Source organism: Pseudoalteromonas sp. SD03, from assembly GCF_040937955.1.
GTDB classification, from domain to species: Bacteria; Pseudomonadota; Gammaproteobacteria; order Enterobacterales; family Alteromonadaceae; genus Pseudoalteromonas; species Pseudoalteromonas tetraodonis.
In genome coordinates, this window is record NZ_CP162514.1 from 1617665 (window position 1) to 1635290 (window position 17626).

The 17626-nt window shown below is 38.5% G+C and carries 14 protein-coding genes and 1 pseudogene; 10 read left to right on the top strand and 5 right to left on the bottom strand.

The features are described from left to right. Positions 1–21: 21 nt before the first annotated feature. The 5 genes from ABZP26_RS07485 (at position 22) to ABZP26_RS07505 (ending at position 4383) form a co-directional block, all read left to right on the top strand. Positions 22–1734, top strand: a complete 1713-nt coding sequence (locus tag ABZP26_RS07485; protein ID WP_368485562.1) for an alpha-amylase family glycosyl hydrolase — start codon at positions 22–24, stop codon at positions 1732–1734. Positions 1735–2233: 499 nt separating this feature from the next. Further along, positions 2234–2719 carry a hypothetical protein gene (locus ABZP26_RS07490; RefSeq protein WP_024601772.1) on the top strand — a complete coding sequence of 162 codons (486 nt, stop codon included), beginning with the start codon at positions 2234–2236 and terminating at the stop codon, positions 2717–2719. Between the two features lie 193 nt (positions 2720–2912). Next, positions 2913–3476 (top strand): DUF2971 domain-containing protein, encoded by a 564-nt coding sequence (locus ABZP26_RS07495; protein ID WP_368485563.1) that lies wholly within the window; start codon positions 2913–2915, stop codon positions 3474–3476. A gap of 11 nt (positions 3477–3487) precedes the next feature. Next, a complete protein-coding gene (locus tag ABZP26_RS07500) occupies positions 3488–3613 on the top strand; it encodes a hypothetical protein (protein ID WP_268745519.1) in 126 nt (41 codons plus the stop codon). A gap of 155 nt (positions 3614–3768) precedes the next feature. Then, on the top strand, positions 3769–4383 hold the full coding sequence (locus tag ABZP26_RS07505) for a protein kinase (RefSeq protein WP_024601775.1): 615 nt from the start codon (positions 3769–3771) through the stop codon (positions 4381–4383). 533 nt (positions 4384–4916) lie between these two features. Here ABZP26_RS07505 and ABZP26_RS07510 read toward each other — a convergent pair. From ABZP26_RS07510 to ABZP26_RS07520, 3 genes and pseudogenes are all read right to left on the bottom strand, one after another. Beyond that, positions 4917–5265 (bottom strand): annotated as a pseudogene (locus ABZP26_RS07510) (transposase); the annotation flags it as partial. Positions 5266–5534: 269 nt separating this feature from the next. After that, complete coding sequence (locus ABZP26_RS07515) at positions 5535–7442, bottom strand: S9 family peptidase (protein ID WP_024601776.1); 1908 nt, start codon at positions 7440–7442, stop codon at positions 5535–5537. Positions 7443–7510: 68 nt separating this feature from the next. After that, positions 7511–10693: a TonB-dependent receptor gene (locus ABZP26_RS07520; RefSeq protein WP_024601777.1), complete on the bottom strand. Its 3183-nt coding sequence runs from the start codon at positions 10691–10693 to the stop codon at positions 7511–7513. A gap of 964 nt (positions 10694–11657) precedes the next feature. Between ABZP26_RS07520 and ABZP26_RS07525 the strand changes: the two genes are divergently transcribed. From ABZP26_RS07525 to ABZP26_RS07535, 3 genes are all read left to right on the top strand, one after another. Next, on the top strand, positions 11658–12308 hold the full coding sequence (locus tag ABZP26_RS07525; RefSeq protein WP_368485564.1) for a YidC/Oxa1 family membrane protein insertase: 651 nt from the start codon (positions 11658–11660) through the stop codon (positions 12306–12308). Between the two features lie 27 nt (positions 12309–12335). Then, on the top strand, positions 12336–12761 hold the full coding sequence (locus tag ABZP26_RS07530; protein WP_368485565.1) for a GNAT family N-acetyltransferase: 426 nt from the start codon (positions 12336–12338) through the stop codon (positions 12759–12761). 109 nt (positions 12762–12870) lie between these two features. Then, positions 12871–13110, top strand: coding sequence for a DUF3955 domain-containing protein (locus ABZP26_RS07535; RefSeq protein WP_058154535.1), 240 nt, complete (start codon positions 12871–12873; stop codon positions 13108–13110). A gap of 9 nt (positions 13111–13119) precedes the next feature. Here ABZP26_RS07535 and ABZP26_RS07540 read toward each other — a convergent pair whose 3' ends face one another. Both ABZP26_RS07540 and ABZP26_RS07545 read right to left on the bottom strand, forming a co-directional pair. Further along, positions 13120–13752, bottom strand: coding sequence for a trimeric intracellular cation channel family protein (locus tag ABZP26_RS07540; protein WP_058154536.1), 633 nt, complete (start codon positions 13750–13752; stop codon positions 13120–13122). A 285-nt stretch (positions 13753–14037) separates the two neighbouring features. Then, positions 14038–15054, bottom strand: coding sequence for a LacI family DNA-binding transcriptional regulator (locus tag ABZP26_RS07545; RefSeq protein WP_013464820.1), 1017 nt, complete (start codon positions 15052–15054; stop codon positions 14038–14040). Positions 15055–15345: 291 nt separating this feature from the next. Between ABZP26_RS07545 and glk the strand changes: the two genes are divergently transcribed. Further along, positions 15346–16344, top strand: coding sequence for a glucokinase (gene glk / locus ABZP26_RS07550; RefSeq protein ID WP_016899969.1), 999 nt, complete (start codon positions 15346–15348; stop codon positions 16342–16344). 29 nt (positions 16345–16373) lie between these two features. Next, a complete protein-coding gene (locus tag ABZP26_RS07555; RefSeq protein WP_008110549.1) occupies positions 16374–17387 on the top strand; it encodes a LacI family DNA-binding transcriptional regulator in 1014 nt (337 codons plus the stop codon). The last annotated feature ends 239 nt before the right edge of the window (positions 17388–17626 follow it).

Here is a 17626-nt window from a genome sequence, read left to right on the forward strand (position 1 = left end):
TACAATAATAACGAGGCTGAAATGAAAACATTTACCTTGAGCGCATTAGCATTAGCAATCATGCTAACAGGCTGCCAAAGCGCACCATCATTAAATAACAACACGAATAACACCGAAACATCGCTACTAAATACTGAACAACAAGCAAGCCCTTGGTGGGAAAGCGCCATTTTTTACCAAATTTGGCCCCGCAGTTTTTACGACAGCGATGCTGATGGCCATGGCGATTTTAATGGTATGACCCAAAAGCTCCCGTATTTACAAGAGCTCGGCGTAAATGCACTGTGGTTAACCCCCATGTTTGAAGCACCGTCGTATCATGGCTATGATTTTACTGAATTTTACCAAGTAGAAAACGACTACGGCTGCATGGCCGAGTTTGAAGCCTTTATAAAAGCCGCTGATGATAAAGGCATGAAAGTCATACTTGATTTAGTTATAAACCATATATCAAGTAACCATGAATGGTTTCAGCGTTCAGCAAAACAAGAAGCCCCTTATGCTGATTACTTTATTTGGCGCGACGATATGCCAAAAGCAGGAAGTGGTTGGGGGCATGCTTGGAGTAATAACGACCAACCCGACGCAGTATGGCATTGGAATGAAACACGTCAGCAGTATTACTATGGTGCGTTTGGAGCCAGCCAACCTGACTTGAACTTACGCCACCCTGATGTTGTTGCCGAAATGGAAAAAATGGCTAAGTTTTGGCTTGATAAAGGCGTTGCAGGGTTTAGATTAGACGCAGTACGTTTTGCCATGGAAGGTGGCGCAGATGCGCAAGCCGATACCGACGAAACCATTGCATATTGGCAGCACTTTAACCAATACGTAAAAAGCGTTGATCCAGAGGCGTATTTAGTAGGTGAAGCTTGGGCAGACATTCCCGTTGCAGCAAAATACTTTGGCGAAGGTAAAGGCCTCGATCAAGGCTTTGATTTTGAAGTGGGCTATAAAATATTGGGCTTATTAAAACCCGATGCCAGTGGTGAAGCGCAATTTGGCACTATGCAATCTAATCAACAAGTGAATACAGTTGATGCCAATGTGCTCAAACAAAATTTACAACAGCGTATTGATTCAACTGCACCGCTTGATTTTTTTGCACCGTTTTTAACTAATCACGACCAAGAACGTATCGCTTATCAACTTGCAGAGCACGACGATAAAGCAAAACTTGCCGCCGCCATGTTATTTAGCTCTCCGGGTACACCGTATATTTATTACGGTGAAGAAATTGGCCTAACACAAGGTGGCACAGGTCACGATGTGTATAAACGTGCACCTATGCAATGGAATAACAGCAACCAAGCTGGCTTTACTCAAGCTCAAACAAGTTGGGTTGAGCAGGCTGAACTGTTTGGTGATAACTACACCCAGTGGTGGCCAGAATTTTTAGCACAGCAAATTAATGCTGCTGATCGCAATGTAAAAACGCAACAAGCACAATCTGACTCACTGTGGCGTTTATATCAGCACTTAATCGCACTAAAAAAACAGCGCCCAGAGCTGGGTATAAAAGGCAGTTATGAATTAATACAGCATAACAACGGCCTAGTTGAAATAACCCGTGAGTTAAACGGCAGTAAAAGTATGTTTGTGCTTAACTTAACCGCTAACCCGCAAAGCATCAATAGTATTAAACGCGATGATTTAACGCCTAACTGGCAACACGACCTAAATGACGAGCAACTCGCTGGTTACGGTTTGTTGTTACTGAATAACACACTGTAAATAAAACACACACAAAAGGGGCTAACATACGTTAGCCCCTTTAGGTAAAAGTGCTTTTATTGCATTCCCTCCAAGTTATAGCTCATTTTAATGAATCATAAGTAGCTTAACTTCTTCTTACGTCATGGCGCTTATCATGAAAATCACTATAAGATGCAATCCATCACAGGTAGGTATTTACGGTACGTAATGAATACTGATGTACTAACATAGATTCAGCGATGTAATTTAAAAATGGGAGGCGCGTTTTCATGTCATTACCAATGTCGGTGGCTGTATAAACATACAGTGTGGTTGTTTTTCTCTCATATTCAAGAAAATGAGCGATGAGCGCATTTTCTTCTTTGTAATTATATTTAGTAGCAAGAAATAATTATAGCTAGCAATGAGTTAAGTTATTTGTTAAAAAGTAATTAATGAATATATTAGCGTGCGTTGGCAGAAATATACGCGACGAGCGCACTATAAAATTGTTAGTTTTCACGGAAGAATTTCGCATATGAATGAAAATTTGAGAAATAATACACAATGGATTACTAATATTTTAACAAGTATTGGTGTGATAGCAGCTATAGCTTTCTCTTTTTACAACTCTCAATACAAGCCTAACGAAGCTAATTTACAGATATCAGAATCATATCTAAAAGAGTATAGAAAAGTAGTTGCATATAATGGCGGTCAAGGTTTGTGTTTAGATTTCTCGCTGCATTTCCCTAAAGCATTAAAATCAGCTTTGCTATTTTCAAATTACGAAGAAACATCACTTACAAATGTTGAAGTAGCATGTGATCAAAAAAATACTTGTACATCTGCAATTCCGAGAATAAAAACTACTACGTTAGCAGCAGAGTGCAAAAACGGTGTTTGTACTTCATTTGTTGGGGTACTTAAGCCAAATGAGTCTGTTGCCTTTTTATTTGCAAACTTGCCTAGCAATGAAGTCAGTGTTTCTTGTGTCGATCAGCAAGTGTACAGTGAAAACTAACAAAGCGCTTAAGCCTCTCCCTTCGGTCGCTGGGACGCCTATACGCGGGGCGGCTTCGCCATTATGCCTCACGTATCGGCGCCCCTTAGCTTAAAGTTAAGCTGCTTTTTAAGTATGAGGTTTAACTTAATTGAAAGTTTATAAATACCTGCCGTTTTCGAGCGGATCCAAATGCATTTTGACTGACGGGACTATGAAGTTTAGTCATCATTCGGAGTTTAACGATCCATTTGATTGTAAAACTGTATACGATATCGAAAAGTCCATAGTGTACTTAAAATCTCGTCCCGATTTATTTAAAGAGGCGGGAAGACGATTAAAACTCTCTCCTGCTCAAAGATTAAGTAAAAGAAAGCAAATGGAGCATGGTATAAAACGTTCATTGAAGAGCGGTGAATTTCGTGACGGAGTAATTGGAGAAGTTGGAATATGCTGTTTGACTAAAAAGCCAGATAATATATTAATGTGGTCACATTATGCTGAGAATCATGAAGGTTTTGTCGTTGAATTCACCGTTGATGATAGCCCTCAAAATATCTACATGAATAATGTTGAAGAGCTACTTTTTGGTTGGGATGTTGAGTATACCAAAGACATGCCGATAATTACTGCTGGAGAGAGGGGTTTTAACGCCGTCAAAGATGTGTTTCTTATGAAGTCACCGGACTGGAGTTACGAAGCGGAGTATCGAGTTTTATCGATGAAAAAAGTGCAGGGATTCATGCTTTTGACCAGAAGCGAATTTCTAAGGTCATAGCGGGAGTTAAGATGCCTGAGCAAGCATTTGAAGAACTCAATGAACTCGTCAATCAATTGAATGACAAAATTGGTGGTAATGTGGAGTTAGTAAGAGCAAAAATGTCTAAAACAGAATATCGCATCCTAGCAGCTTAACAAACGCTTCAACCGGACAGTCAACGCTCGGCGGCTTTAATTACCAGCAGTTAGCTTTGGTGATTATGGCGTGCTAATTCGAGTTTTGTGGTGGCGTTGTCTGCTAGTTAAGAGGGCGTTAGGTATAAAAGGTTCGGCATAAACTAATAAATATAATGAATAAAATAAATCTTAAAAATAAATTTTCTATATCTGAAAGTCTACTTTACTTCGAAGGAACGATTATCCCTTTTGAAGAAATAGAGTTTTGCAAATGTATTGGAATCGGAGCTAACGGTATTGTGTTTGAAGCTAAGGATATCAACTTAGATCGAAAGATAGCCGTTAAATTCTGGAACAACAGAGGGCGTAGTGATTTCAAGAAAGCCCAAAATGAGGCCAAAAAGCTCGCATCAGTAGATCACCCATATTTTGCAAAAATATTTTCATCTGGAGTCAAATCAGGTTTGTTCTATATCACTATGGAATTTGTAAATGGAGTAAATCTTAAAGAATACCTTTTTAAAGAACCAATAACTATACTTCAAAGGTTTGGTCTTTATTGGCGCTACTCAAACGCACTCGATGCGATTTATAAAAATGAAATTTTACATGGAGATCCTCATACTGGGAATGTAATGGTATATGAAAGTAGTTTTCAAACTCCTAAACCTATAAGTTCTAAAAACTCATACCCTGATGCTTTACCTATTAATTTAGGTTTCAAAGTACTGGATTTAGGTTCTAGTTCTTTTTGGGAAGACCGTGAGAAATTTACCACATTGGATTGATTAACATATGTAACTATTTTATGCCTAACACATATGAGCCTTAACTCTGTCAATAGGCATTAGTGTTCTTTTTGACCGTTTTATCAATTGACGGTCAATTCTAAATCAATAAACAAATTCGTTTACTTCGTCTGTCGATGCGGCTAATAAGCAAGTTGCTTACGGCAAACACATCTAGGGTGCGTTACGCAGTAATTTCTTATTGCGATCTCATCGCAGCCAGGTTTTTCCCATATCCTTTTGGGGTAGCTGGGGCACTAGACATTTATCGGTTAACCTCATCATGGCACTATTCAAGGCGGCTAGTTTCATCATTGTGATCCAGTTAGTTAGGTGCATAACGCAGTTATCAAGTCAGGTGTAAGCGACTTTGTTTATTGTATTAATGCACGCGTACTGAGGGTCTAATCAAGGCAAGTGGCTTTGGTCTGTAGGCATATAATCAGGTTAAACCTTGTTGGTAATTAACTCACCCAATTGATTGATGCTCAGCCTTATATCCAGATAGATGTTCAGCTCACTCAGTACCGTGACTAACTCTTTAAGAATTTTGCTTCATCGAATACCGTCTCTTTTTTAAGCATATAATAGACGCAGCGCCAAGCTTATGTGCAAGCGCAGACAGTGCTTTGGCTTTGCTCATTCGCTTTTGTAGTTTTTCAAGGTATTTGTTGGCGTTTTGATTGTGACGCAGCAGCAATACAGCGGCTTCGGAGAACGCCCATTTCAGCTGTGCATTGCCAATTTTGTTACCTTGGGTGCCATAGGTTTTACCAGTAGATTCCGTTTTTAGTTTTACAAGTCAGCATAAAGCGTGAGCCTTTGTGCGCCAAGAAATCGATTGATATTTCTAATTTCATAAATAGTTCGTCTTGTTATTAAATTAACGATTTATTGCGTGATGGGTGTGTGAAGTATTAAAAAGATAAAACTTATCACAACAAATTGTTATTGAGATGGTTGCCTTTCGATTAGCTACTTGGTTTATTTGTTTTAACATTATTAACATTATTAACATTATTAACATTATTAACATTATTAGCATTATTAACATTATTAACATAAAAAGGTTATATTCAGTCATCTTCTAATAGTAAAGGGGCAAAATTAGCCCCTTTAATTTTTAAAAGAATTAACTTTTGGGTTTTTAGTTATTTAAGACTACATTTATTATCAAACCATGATAATAACTCAGTGTAGAATTCTTTTTTATGTGCATAGAAAAGTGAATCCGAGAAATGGTCAGCATCTTCTAGCTCTATATATTTAAAGTCTTTTTTATACTTTTCCAGCTCAGAAACAAAATCACGACTATGTTTAATTGGTACTCTACTGTCGATATCACCGTGAATAATCAATATAGGAACATTTACTTTATCAACTTGTTCTACAGGAGATACACCAGAAATAGTAGGGCGTTGTAAAATACTTAAAAATCGGTTTTCGTTTAAAGTTGCATTAATTCGACTTAGATCACTAACCCCAGCACCTGCAACAACGCATTGATAAATATTATTTTCACGCATAGAAGCTGCAAAAGCGGCATATCCGCCATAACTCCAACCAAATAGCGCGAGTTTATCTTTTGTAGCTAAGCCTTTTTCGACTAAATACTGTGCGGCATCGTCAAGATCATCTTGTTTCTTAAGACCCCAATTATTATCGCCTGCTATCCAATGCTCAAGCCCATAGCCAGTTGAACCACGATAATTTGGTTGAATTACTACATAACCATGATAAGCGAGCAGCTGAGCCCAATCATCAAAAATAATAGAGTCACGAACCCAAGGTCCACCATGTGGTAAGACAACCGCAGGGTGAGGGCCCTTAGTTGCAGGAATTGTCACATAAGCTTTTATATTTCGCCCATCTCTTGCTTTATAAGAGATATATTTAACAGTTCCTAACTTACTTTTATCAATAAAAGGAAGTCTATCACCAATTTTGGTTAATTTTTGTTTATTTGTCACTATGTAGTAGCTACCAGGATTATCATCAGCAGACACATTTAAAACAAGAACATTATCGTCATCAGAACGACTCATGATTCGAACAAATTTACCTTTGAATAATGAGGCAATAGACTCTTGTAATGCTTGAGCATTGGGATCTATGTAGTAATTTTTAGGTTGTTTGGTGGTGTAGCGAAAGCCCTTAATAGTACCGTCAGAATCAAGTATTACCCCATCAGTATCAACAGATTCAAGGCCAAATTGCCGAGTTGAATATTTAGCCGTTTTAATATTGTAGATATAAATACCGGTGGTGTTTTCTCCTAGATTAGCATTGATATAAACTTCATCAGGGTTGTCTTTTGTGAAGCCTAGTATCTCAAAGTTTTCACGCTTTTTGGGACTAACCTGTTTAATAACTTTCCAATCATCATCACCTTTAACACGCGCATAATGATCTATTGCATTGTCGGATTTATTCCAACCTTGTGCAATTCTGATATCACCATCGTAATCAGAAACAAATGATCCAGATATTTTTTCATTACCACGCATGATAGTAACGCTTCTACCTGTATTTATATTAAAGCGAACTACATCAGGGATGTAATTATTATTAATATCTACTTCGACTAAGACTTCATCTTTGTTGTCTGGGAGCCGATTTATTATTTGAAATTGAACATTTCGTTTGTCTTTAAAAGGTAATAACCAATCACCTTTGCCATCAGCATCTGTAATTGCAAACTTATTAACCCAATATTTCCTGTTTCCGTCTTCCAATATCTGCCTAAACATAACGCCAATTTTTTCGTCGTTTAACCATATGATAGAAGAGATGAGCATTTTATCTGCACCTAATCTAACCGGATCTTTTTCTAGGTTATTAGGATCTCTAATTTCTATTATGTAATCACCATCTTTTGTTGTTGCTCTTAATATGGCAAGGTTTTTACCATTTGGTGATGTGACAACACTTCTTATAGCTGAAGCCATAGAAAATGCATCAATACTCGAAATTTGCTCTGTTGCCTCAACTTGTTTATTAGCATAAGAATTCAAGCTTAGAACAGATAAACCTAATAATATTATTTTCTTTAATTTCATTTTATTCCCTCAAAAAAATGGCCTAAAAAGTAGGCCATTTAAACTAAGTAATTAGGTAGTTACTTGTATTAGAATGAAGCTGTGAAGCTAATATAAGGGCTTCGGCCTGAAGTGTCATAACCAACACCTAATGGGATATTAGTATTAGAGAAAGAACCACTTGGATCTACTTTTGGTGGAGCCTCATTAAATACGTTGCGAACACCAAAATTAACTTTATAAGCATCGTTAGACCATGTTAAGCCCACATTGTGAACAAAATAGTCATCGGTAAAGCCTACAGGACGACACTTAAGTGCATCTCCGTTTGCATCGGTTAAGCCACGACAACCAGCAGTACCTTCTTCAAATTCACCTAAGTCATCTTCATCTTCGCGGCCTTTTCCAATGAAGCGAGTTTCCCAGTTAAATCTAAAATCAGAATACTTAAGTTGAAGACGAGCAGAACCACGCCACTCAGGTGAGTCAGGCTCGCCCATATTATCATCTATAGTACCGAGTACATCGTATACTTGTTCAGTCATGCGCGTAGCTTGTAAGTCTAATGTAATACCTAAGTTTTCTTCTGCTATTACAGTGTCCGTTTCAAAGTAAACATTGTAATCAAAGCCTTTAGAAGAAATTAAGCCAATATTAATAAAGCTAGCATCAACCATATCAATCTGACCGTTAGAATCTCGGCCAATTCTATTACAGAATGCTTCGTTTCCGTCGGCAGAGTAACATTGACCGATACTATAACCAGCACTTGGCTCTGCTATGCTATTTGTAACTTCAATATCAAAACGAGTAAGTGAGAATGTTAAATCAAACTCTTCAGAAAATGGTTGTTCAAAGATTAGACCATACGTTTTTGCAACGGATGTTTCTGGCGTAAGTTCTGTTGTGCCACCTGTTTCTATTTCTGCACTGTAAGTTGCAGTGTAAGAGTCTGTACCATTTTGGCCTAAACCTAATGATGTAGGATCAACACCAGATGCTTGACACGCATTCAAGACAGATGTGTCGCGAGTTTCTTCGGCTGCATTATATGTTGCTGCTGAACCAGGGTTTAATGGATCAATATTTCGTGCATCTTCAGGTACAACACAAGGATCTGCAATTGTATTAAAGCCCGATGTACCATTTAAAAAGCGTTCACGAAGGTTTGGAGCTCTATAAGAAGTCCCTTTTGTTGCTCGAAGCGTAAACCATTCAACAGGACGGTAGATTGTTTTTATGCTGTATGTTGATTCTGCATCATAAAAAGATTCTTCAGAAACACGGCCTGAAGCGGTGAATGTAAGTTCTTCTGCACCTTTAACACCTTTAAGTAATGGAAATTCAAACTCTGTGAAGATTTCTTTAAGATTTCGAGAGCCATCAGCGCCTTGGTCAGCAAAGTAACCCCAAAGCAAGCCTTCAGCAGTTGCTGCATTTGGATTTGATTCAATTTCGTCACGACGGAATTCAACACCAACGATGCCGGCTACGGTCTCATTATTCCAAGGTAAATTGAAGAAGTCTCCACCCATAAATGCATTAAAGACAAACTGATTTACTTTTGTTTCGATATCACGATCGATAAATAAGTATGCAGCTTCCTCTGGTGATAATGTACCACCACCTTCTTGGAAGATACTATCAGCAAATAAGTTAACTGGCACACAGCCATCTGAACCTGTTCCACAGGTAATTGTCCCATCGTCATTAAGTACTGATGTTTCTAAAGAGTAAATAAGACGCTCTTCGTTGATACCAACACGATGGTCGGTTCCTTTCGAAGCACTATAAGATGCTGATGCATCATAATACCAGTTATTTAAGCCAATGTTTTCAAACATGCCTAAGTTACCAGTAACACCGGATACGAGACGATATTGCGATACTTCTACCTGTGTTTGATCACGGTCGCCACGAATATTAATAATTGGCTGTACAGCTTCTGGACCACCAGGGCCTACACCTAGAACACCAAAACAATCTATTCCGTTAACGCCACAAGGGTTATATGGGTTAGATGCTGCAACTTGTTGAAATATCTGAGCTCCAGGGCTAAATATTGGAGACTCACGTTTTGCATATAAACCTTCGTAATAGAAGGTTGTATCATTATCATCTTGGAAGTTATACTCACCATTAAGCATTAATGATACGCGTTCATTTTTGCTTCTGTAATCACCGCTTTTGTAGTAATCAGACTGTTGGAAAGCATATAGAGGGTTTTGAAAGTCAACATCACGGAAACCGTCACCATCTCCGTCAACAAATACACCATCATTAATACCATCACCATCAAAGTCACCTGCAACCCATGATGGGAAAAACCCTTCAAGACTCGCAGGAACTGTTGATTCACTGAAGTTAGGAATCCCTGTGTTTGTAAAACCTGGGGTGTAATAAACACTACCAAAGAACGATGGGACACTAATACGATTTGTAAGAGGGAAAATATCACATGAATCTTCACCGCTAGCAACAGGACCATAACCACTATTTCTAGTAATGATTGAGCCATCTTCAGCTTCCCATATACGTTCTTCACAGCCTTTAACAAAAGGGTTTCCAGATAAAGATTGTGATTGCTGCTCTGAATATTCTACACCTACAGTGATAAAACCATTATCCATGGTTGTACCCCACATCCCTGAAAGTACGGTTTCTTCACCGCCTTCACCTTTAGGTTGTCGGTACGATGCATCAAATGTAAATCCTTCAACATCTTTTTTCAAAATAACGTTTGCTACACCGGCTACGGCATCAGAACCATATACAGTAGAGGCGCCGTCAAATAAGTTTTCAACTCGTTCAACCATAACGCCTGGTATTAAATTTAGATCAGGTGACGTTGGAGCGCCACCCACACCAGCAGGAGCCATACGACGTCCGTTAATTAAAACGAGAGTTCTTTCAGCACCTAAGCCACGAAAACCTATAGTTGCGGCACCTGGACCATTGTCTAATACAAACCCGCCAAATGTGTTATCAATTTGCGTACCTGCTGCTTGGCTAGTTGATTGTAGCATTGAGCCCGCATCAAACAGTCCCATTTCACGCGATAAGTCACCGTTTATGATTTGAATTGGAGATGCATTAGAAAACTCAGCTTTTCTTATTCGTGAACCAGTTACTACAATTCTTTCTGGCGCTTCTTCTTCTAATTCTACATCAGATTTTTTTTCATCTTGCGCAAACACGCTGGGTGCTATAGCAACAGAACCAAGCAATAAAGAATATCTTATTGCATTTGATAAGGTTTTGGTTTTAAACATATTGAATTTCCCTAAGTATTGTTTTTATCTTTTTTAAGGTTACATTTTATTAATGAAGCCAAAACTAATTTACAATTAATATACATTTATGTAAACTTTTTTTTATTAACATATGTCCCTATTATTACAATAGTGAAATATTATTTTTTACAGGGTTGTAATTATGTTGCTATTTAATTAGTGGGGCATATTGAAATGCTTAAAAGTAATATATTAAATGCTCTCAGTTTTAATCTAAGCAATTTTTCAAGAATTTAATTTTTTACAAAACTCAAAATGTACAGTTTTAAACGACTAATTACGATTAAGGCTTTAAATTTGAGTTAATAAACCGAAGGCAAAGATTGGTAATTTTATACTTTTGAGTCAATTGATTGCATTAAAGAGCTTCAGATGAAAGAAGTACTTTGTGATTTCTTAAGAAGAATAGTTAAAATACAATTAAGTAGCCCTCATTTTGTTTGATAGGCACTTGATTTTAGATCAAGCTATAAATCAATATATACAACTTTACAGAGCTAGTCGAAAAGCTTAGATTTTAATGTTAACTCACAGAGTTGATTTACTTATTACTTTGGGAGGTCGAAGGTTAGATACATAGCATAACTCACCAATTTAATTTCTGTACTACGTACAACGATGTAAAACATTTGACATGTAAAGTACTAAATTATAAGTCTCAAACTAACAAGTCATAACACAACACTTAAAACATCATCATCAAAATACTTTAAATGTCTAACCGAAGATAAATAAAATCTTTGCACCTTACAGTCAGTAGGTGTTTAAAAAGCTTTAGGAGCTGGATTGGCTGATCAATCAGTTCTCAAACTTATAAAAAATAGTCTTATTGTATAAATACCATTGAAGACTCCATAAGTAGAAAAATAGTTATCGAAAAACATCTTGACATAATATGTCATGGTAGTTACTTTTAATACATAATATTAAAAGGAAAACTAAAATGGAAATTTGGAATTTATTTACTGCTTTTATTGTGCAATTAATCACCTTTTTTACTCAAGAAGTGGGCGTAAGCCAAGCGGTTGCAATTATTTTGTTTACCGTTATTGGACGATTAGTTTTAATGCCGATTAACCTTGTTGCTATGGTTAACATGGTTAGAAATAAAAAAGCAATTGCCGCACTAAAACCTGAGCTAGATAGCATAAAGAGCAACTATAAAGACCAGCCCAGTGAAATCGCAAAATTAACTATGGCGCTGTATAAAAAGCACAACATTAAGTTTATCGATAAAAAAAGTGTGATTAATATGGCAAGCCAAGGGGTATTTGGCCTTGGAACTTTTCAAGCTCTGCAACAAATTGTATTGAATAGTAAATTCGCTTGGATTACCAGTATTGCAAAGCCTGATATTGCGCTTTCGTTATTAGTGGGGGCTATTACATATTTATCTATGATGATGATGCCAGGTAGCGCAGAACAAACCAGCACCTTATTGTTCCTAATTCCCGCAATTATTTGTGTGGTTACTCTCGTTAATTTTCCTTCTGCAATTGGTTTGTACTGGGCTACATCCAGTAGTACTAGCTTGTTGCAGTCATTATTAGTAAATAAGTATTTTAAAAACCATCAGCCGCAGCATGCTTTGTAAAAGTCGCTAAACAAAGGAATGGCAATAATGAATATGTATTATCAGCCCACAGCCGATTTAATGGTTTCTGCACAGTTAACCTACACCAACATGCGTGAATATTATGAGCAGTATGGCGTTGATTGGCAGCAACTTAAAATATATGAACAAATTTCAGAGCTTGAAAATTGGGATGTTTTGTTAAATGGCGATGTAGTGGGTGTAATGCGCTTGGCTTTCGATGATAAGGGTTGCTATATACGTGACTTACAAGTAGATGCTGCGTTTCAAAATATGGGTATTGGTGCAGCAGCAATTAATGAGTGTGCTCGTTTAGCTGTGCTCCGAGGTGCTATGCAACTTAGGCTTCGGGTTTTTAAAATAAGCCCTGCGCACAAGCTTTACACACGTTCAGGTTTCAGCATAGATAAGGAAGACGACAGATTTTATTATATGTCTAAAAGCTTAGTTTAATGACTGTGACTTTTATTTTAAAAATTAATGTTGCTCAGTCACTGTAGATTAATATTCGCTCATTCAAACTGCTATTCTCACAATTTAATAAAATATTTATGGATAGTTTATGCGCTCTTTTACAAACAAAACAGCCACATTGAGTGTTTGCTTTTTATTGCTTGGCACGGGTTTTATGCTGATAGAGCACAGTCTGTATCAATACGTTGATAATAACGGTGTATTGCATGAAAGCTTATTTTTGCCTTTGAGTATATTGTGTTTTGCTTTGGGGTTATTTTTTGTGGCCAGTTTATTAGCCCGCAAAGTAATAGGGCTCTTTAAAAGCGCTAGGGCAGAGGAGAATTAACCCCTGCCTTTATTGCTCATTTTTCAAATTAGCTGTTTCTAACAAACTAAATGTAGGCAAACGCCATTTAAAGCGCACCGATGCCATGCGTATAAAATACCCAACAACTAGACTTGTAATCACGCTGATATTGTCGTCAATGTTGTAGTGATGGAGTGCTAAGTATAAACACGCGACTATCAGCGCTACGCTTGCGTAAAGTTCATGGTGTAATACGAGTGGTGCTTGGCGACAAATTAAATCACGCAATAATCCACCAAATACGCCGGTAACAATAGCAGCGACCACACAAATACCATAGTGCAAACCCATATTAAGCCCAACTTGGCAGCCGATAATACTAAATGCGGCAAGCCCTAAGGCATCTAAACGCATAAATATGCCTTTAAATTTAACCACCCATTTTGCTAGCCAAGTTGTAACAATACCCGCCACGCATGTGATCAGTAAATATTCTGGGTGTTTAACCCACGTTAACGGGTAATTGCCAAGTAAAATATCGCGTACGCTGCCACCCCCAATGGCTGTGGCACTAGCTACTAGCATAACCCCAAACCAATCCATGTTTCTGCGCCCAGCGCTGAGTGCACCGGTCATGGCTTCTGCTGTAATTCCGATGATGTAAACAATAGTGAGTAGCATGAAATAGTCACTTAAACTTTTAAGAGCAAAAATAAAAGTGCGATTGTAGAGATAAAATAGTGCATTGACGAGTGAAAAATTACATTAAAAACAGTCACTTTCAGATTAAAAAAACTAATGTTATAGCAAGGTGTGAATAGGCTGTTAATCTAAAGAACGCTTTTGGTTTGCTGGTAAAAACAGCAAGGACAAATGACCGCAATTAAGCCAATAAAGCCCAAATAAATATAAGGGTAAGAGGAGGGGGATTTTACTACTTTTTAAAGGGTGGCCCTCCACAGTGAGTTAACTTGAGCCGCGCGCAATTAAACGCGGTGGCAGCAGGGTGCTTTGTACTTGCTCACCACGAATTAATTTGAGTAAGTTTTCAACTAACATTTGCCCCGCTATAGTGGTGTTTTGCTCTATGGTTGTCAGCGGCGGGTTAATGTAACTTGCAATAGAAATATTATCAAAACCTATTACGGCTACATCTTTTGGCACGTTAATATTGGCTTCTTTTAGCGCGCGTATTGCGCCTATGGCAATCAGATCGCTGGCAGCAAAAAGTGCATTAAAAGTAATATTATTAGCAATTAAAGAGCGAGTAGCATGGTAGCCAGATTCTTCGGTAGAAATTGCGTTGGCAATTTTACGATCATTTAAGGTGACACCGTTTTGCTGGAGTTCGTCTTTAAAGCCATTAAAACGGGCAAAAAACTCAGGGCTGTGATCAGAGGCATCGCCAATAAATGCACAATCAGTTCGGTTATGCGCTAGTAAATGCTCAGCGGCAAGTTTACCACCGCCATAATTATCGCAACTTATGGTTAAATCAGGGCGGTTATCAACGCTTGCTCCCCAGCAAACAAATTTAGTGTTTTGTTCAAGCAAGGTATTAAATTTTGGTTGAAAATCAATGTAGTCGCCATAGCCTAATAAGATTATTCCATCTGCTCGATGGCTGTCTTCGTAGTCTGCTTGCCAATCAGCGCTGGCTGATTGAAATGAAACAAGTAAATCGTAACCCTCTTTTGCGCAGGCACGAGTAATACTGCCCAGCATGGCTAAAAAAAACGGATTGATTTGTGATTCATCTGAGGTTGGGTCTTCAAACAACAGCAATGCTAGGGTACTGCTTTGTTGAGTGCGAAGGTTACTGGCGTTTTTGTCTACTTTGTAATTAAGTTTTTTAGCAATATCGTGAACACGTCTTCGTGTTTCGTCATTTACCAGTGGACTATTTCGTAAAGCACGGGAAACTGTAGATTGAGACACCCCAGCATAGTGGGCTATATCAAACGAGGTGGCTTTACCTTTCATCACGATTACTTACTTAAGAGGACAATAAGGGGATATTCTCGTTTATTAGTGATTTTTTTCAAGCTTATTTGTCAATAAAGGCATTTTTTTATTGATTTTTTCATGACACCGGTGTCACAATAAGGGCGTTTTATCATTTTGTTGTCAAAACGTATTAGCTACCTTTATTATTAAAGGTAGCATTTTTTTACAGTGATAGCTGCTTTGAGGTGATAGCTCAAAGTAAATAAGTATCAATGATACCCCATTAAAATAATAAGTACTCATTACTTAAACAAAAGAGATAACACTATGGGTTTACACTCTAGCACACACTTTGATCCTATTCTGGTTGCCGATATTGGCGGCACAAATGCTCGTTTTGCGTTGATCACTGGGTTCGACGAATCAAGTAATCAATTTACCATTGAGCATAATCATACTTTTCCCAGTGCTAACTATGGATCGCTCGAAAGTGCTACCGAGTACTACTTATCAACAGTGTCTCATATAACCCCTAAACGCGCATGCCTTGCAGTAGCAGGCCCTATAAATGCAGGGCAAGTTCATTTAACTAATTTAGGTTGGCACTTTAGCGTTAATGATTTTAAACACCACTTTGACCTTGCTCAATTAAGCGTTATAAATGACTTTGCTGCTTTTGCCTACGCAGCACCGTATTTAGACCCTTCACAAAATGTCACTGTTAAACCTGGTCAAGCGGATGAGTCTGCCAATATAGGTGTAATGGGTCCAGGCACTGGTTTTGGTGCAGCATGCTTAGTTAGAACCGCACATTCGTGCGCGGTGATGAGTTCAGAAGGCGGGCATATTTCGTTAGCAGCCGTTAATCAACTCGACGCTCAACTTATTCAAGAACTTAAAAAAGATCACCCTCATGTATCGGTAGAAACGGTATTTTCGGGCCCTGGCATTGCTCATTTATATAAAGCCATGGCTGCGGTTAAAGGGGTGGCTGCAAAAAATTTAGATGCCGCACAAATTAGCAGCTTAGCCAATAGCGGTGAATGTGAAGTGTGTGATGCAACGCTTAATCAATTTTGTGACTGGATTGGCAGTGTTGCGGGCGATTTAGCATTGGCCTACGGCGCCTTAGGCGGCCTTTATATTGGCGGTGGAATTTTACCACGCATGCAAGCTCGTTTACTTGAAAGTCGTTTTATTGAGCGCTTTTCGCAAAAAGGTATTATGTCGCAGTACACAGGTCAAATTCCGGTGACGTTAGTAACACAAGACAACATCCCATTAATTGGAGCTGCCGCGTGTTTGCATACAAGCCAACAGGATTAATCGCTTTGCATAGGTTTGGAAATAAATAGATGAAAAAAGTCACTATAAACAGCGTTGCCAGTCATGCAGGTGTTTCTAAAAAAACCGTGTCGCGAGTACTCAATAATGAGCCTAATGTCAGTGCAGCTACACGCGAAAAAGTGTTAGCCGTATTTAAAGAGCTAGATTACACCCCAAACCCAATTGCACGCGGCCTTGCACAAAATCGCAGCTTTATCATTGGTTGCATTTACGATAACCCTAGTAAAAGTTATATCACCCGTGTGCAAACAGGCGCACTGGCTGCCTGCCAAGAGAACAACTATAACTTGCTTATTCATCCTTGTGAGCTCAGGGGCGATGCACTCATTAACAATATTGAGCAGTTATTGCAGTCATCACGCCTTGACGGTTTAGTATTAACCCCGCCCTTTTGTGATTTTGGCGAGTTGGTAGATTTTTTAAAGTCGAAAAAAATCCCTTATGCTCGAGTCGCTTCTGCAATTTTAGATGATGATTCTATTTCTGTGACCAGCAATGACGAGCAGGGTGCGTTTGAAATTACCGAGCATTTAATAAACCTAGGACATACGTCTATCGCGTTTATTAAAGGTCACCCAGATCACAGTGCCACTGAGCAGCGTTTTAAAGGTTACAGGCGCGCATTAACAACTCATGGCATTGAATTTAATGAACGCTTAGTTGAAGAGGGTAACTTTAGTTACCATTCAGGAGTAGACAGTGCGCGTAGTATTTTAGATTTATCGCCTCGTCCTACCGCTGTATTTGCATCAAACGACTACATGGCAGCGGCAGTGCTCAAATTAGCCACGCAGCGTAACTTACGTGTACCTGATGATATTTCTATCGCTGGGTTTGATAATGCACCAATAGCGCGCCACATTTGGCCTGGGCTGACCACCATAGCGCAACCTGTAGAAGAAATGACAAAACAAGCCGTTACGCAATTGATCACCCATATTATTGAGCCGCAAGAGTCGCCATATAAAGTGATTTTAGAAGCAAAATTAATCACGCGAGAGTCAACTGCAGCCGTAAAATAAAACCCTTTTTTCACAGTAGCCCGAGTATGAGTGACGCTTACTCGGGCTTTTTTTTGTCTGTACTTTTAATTTTCATTATTTGCTTGCTGGTATTTCACTAAAAATTCACGTTTATTTATTGTACATGTTAAAAAAATTGGCTATTTTTATGACTCAGGGTTGACACCGGTGTCAATGTCATGCGTTAATACCCTGACACCGGTGTCAGGGTTGTTGTGAGAGGCTCCCTGGTAGCGTAC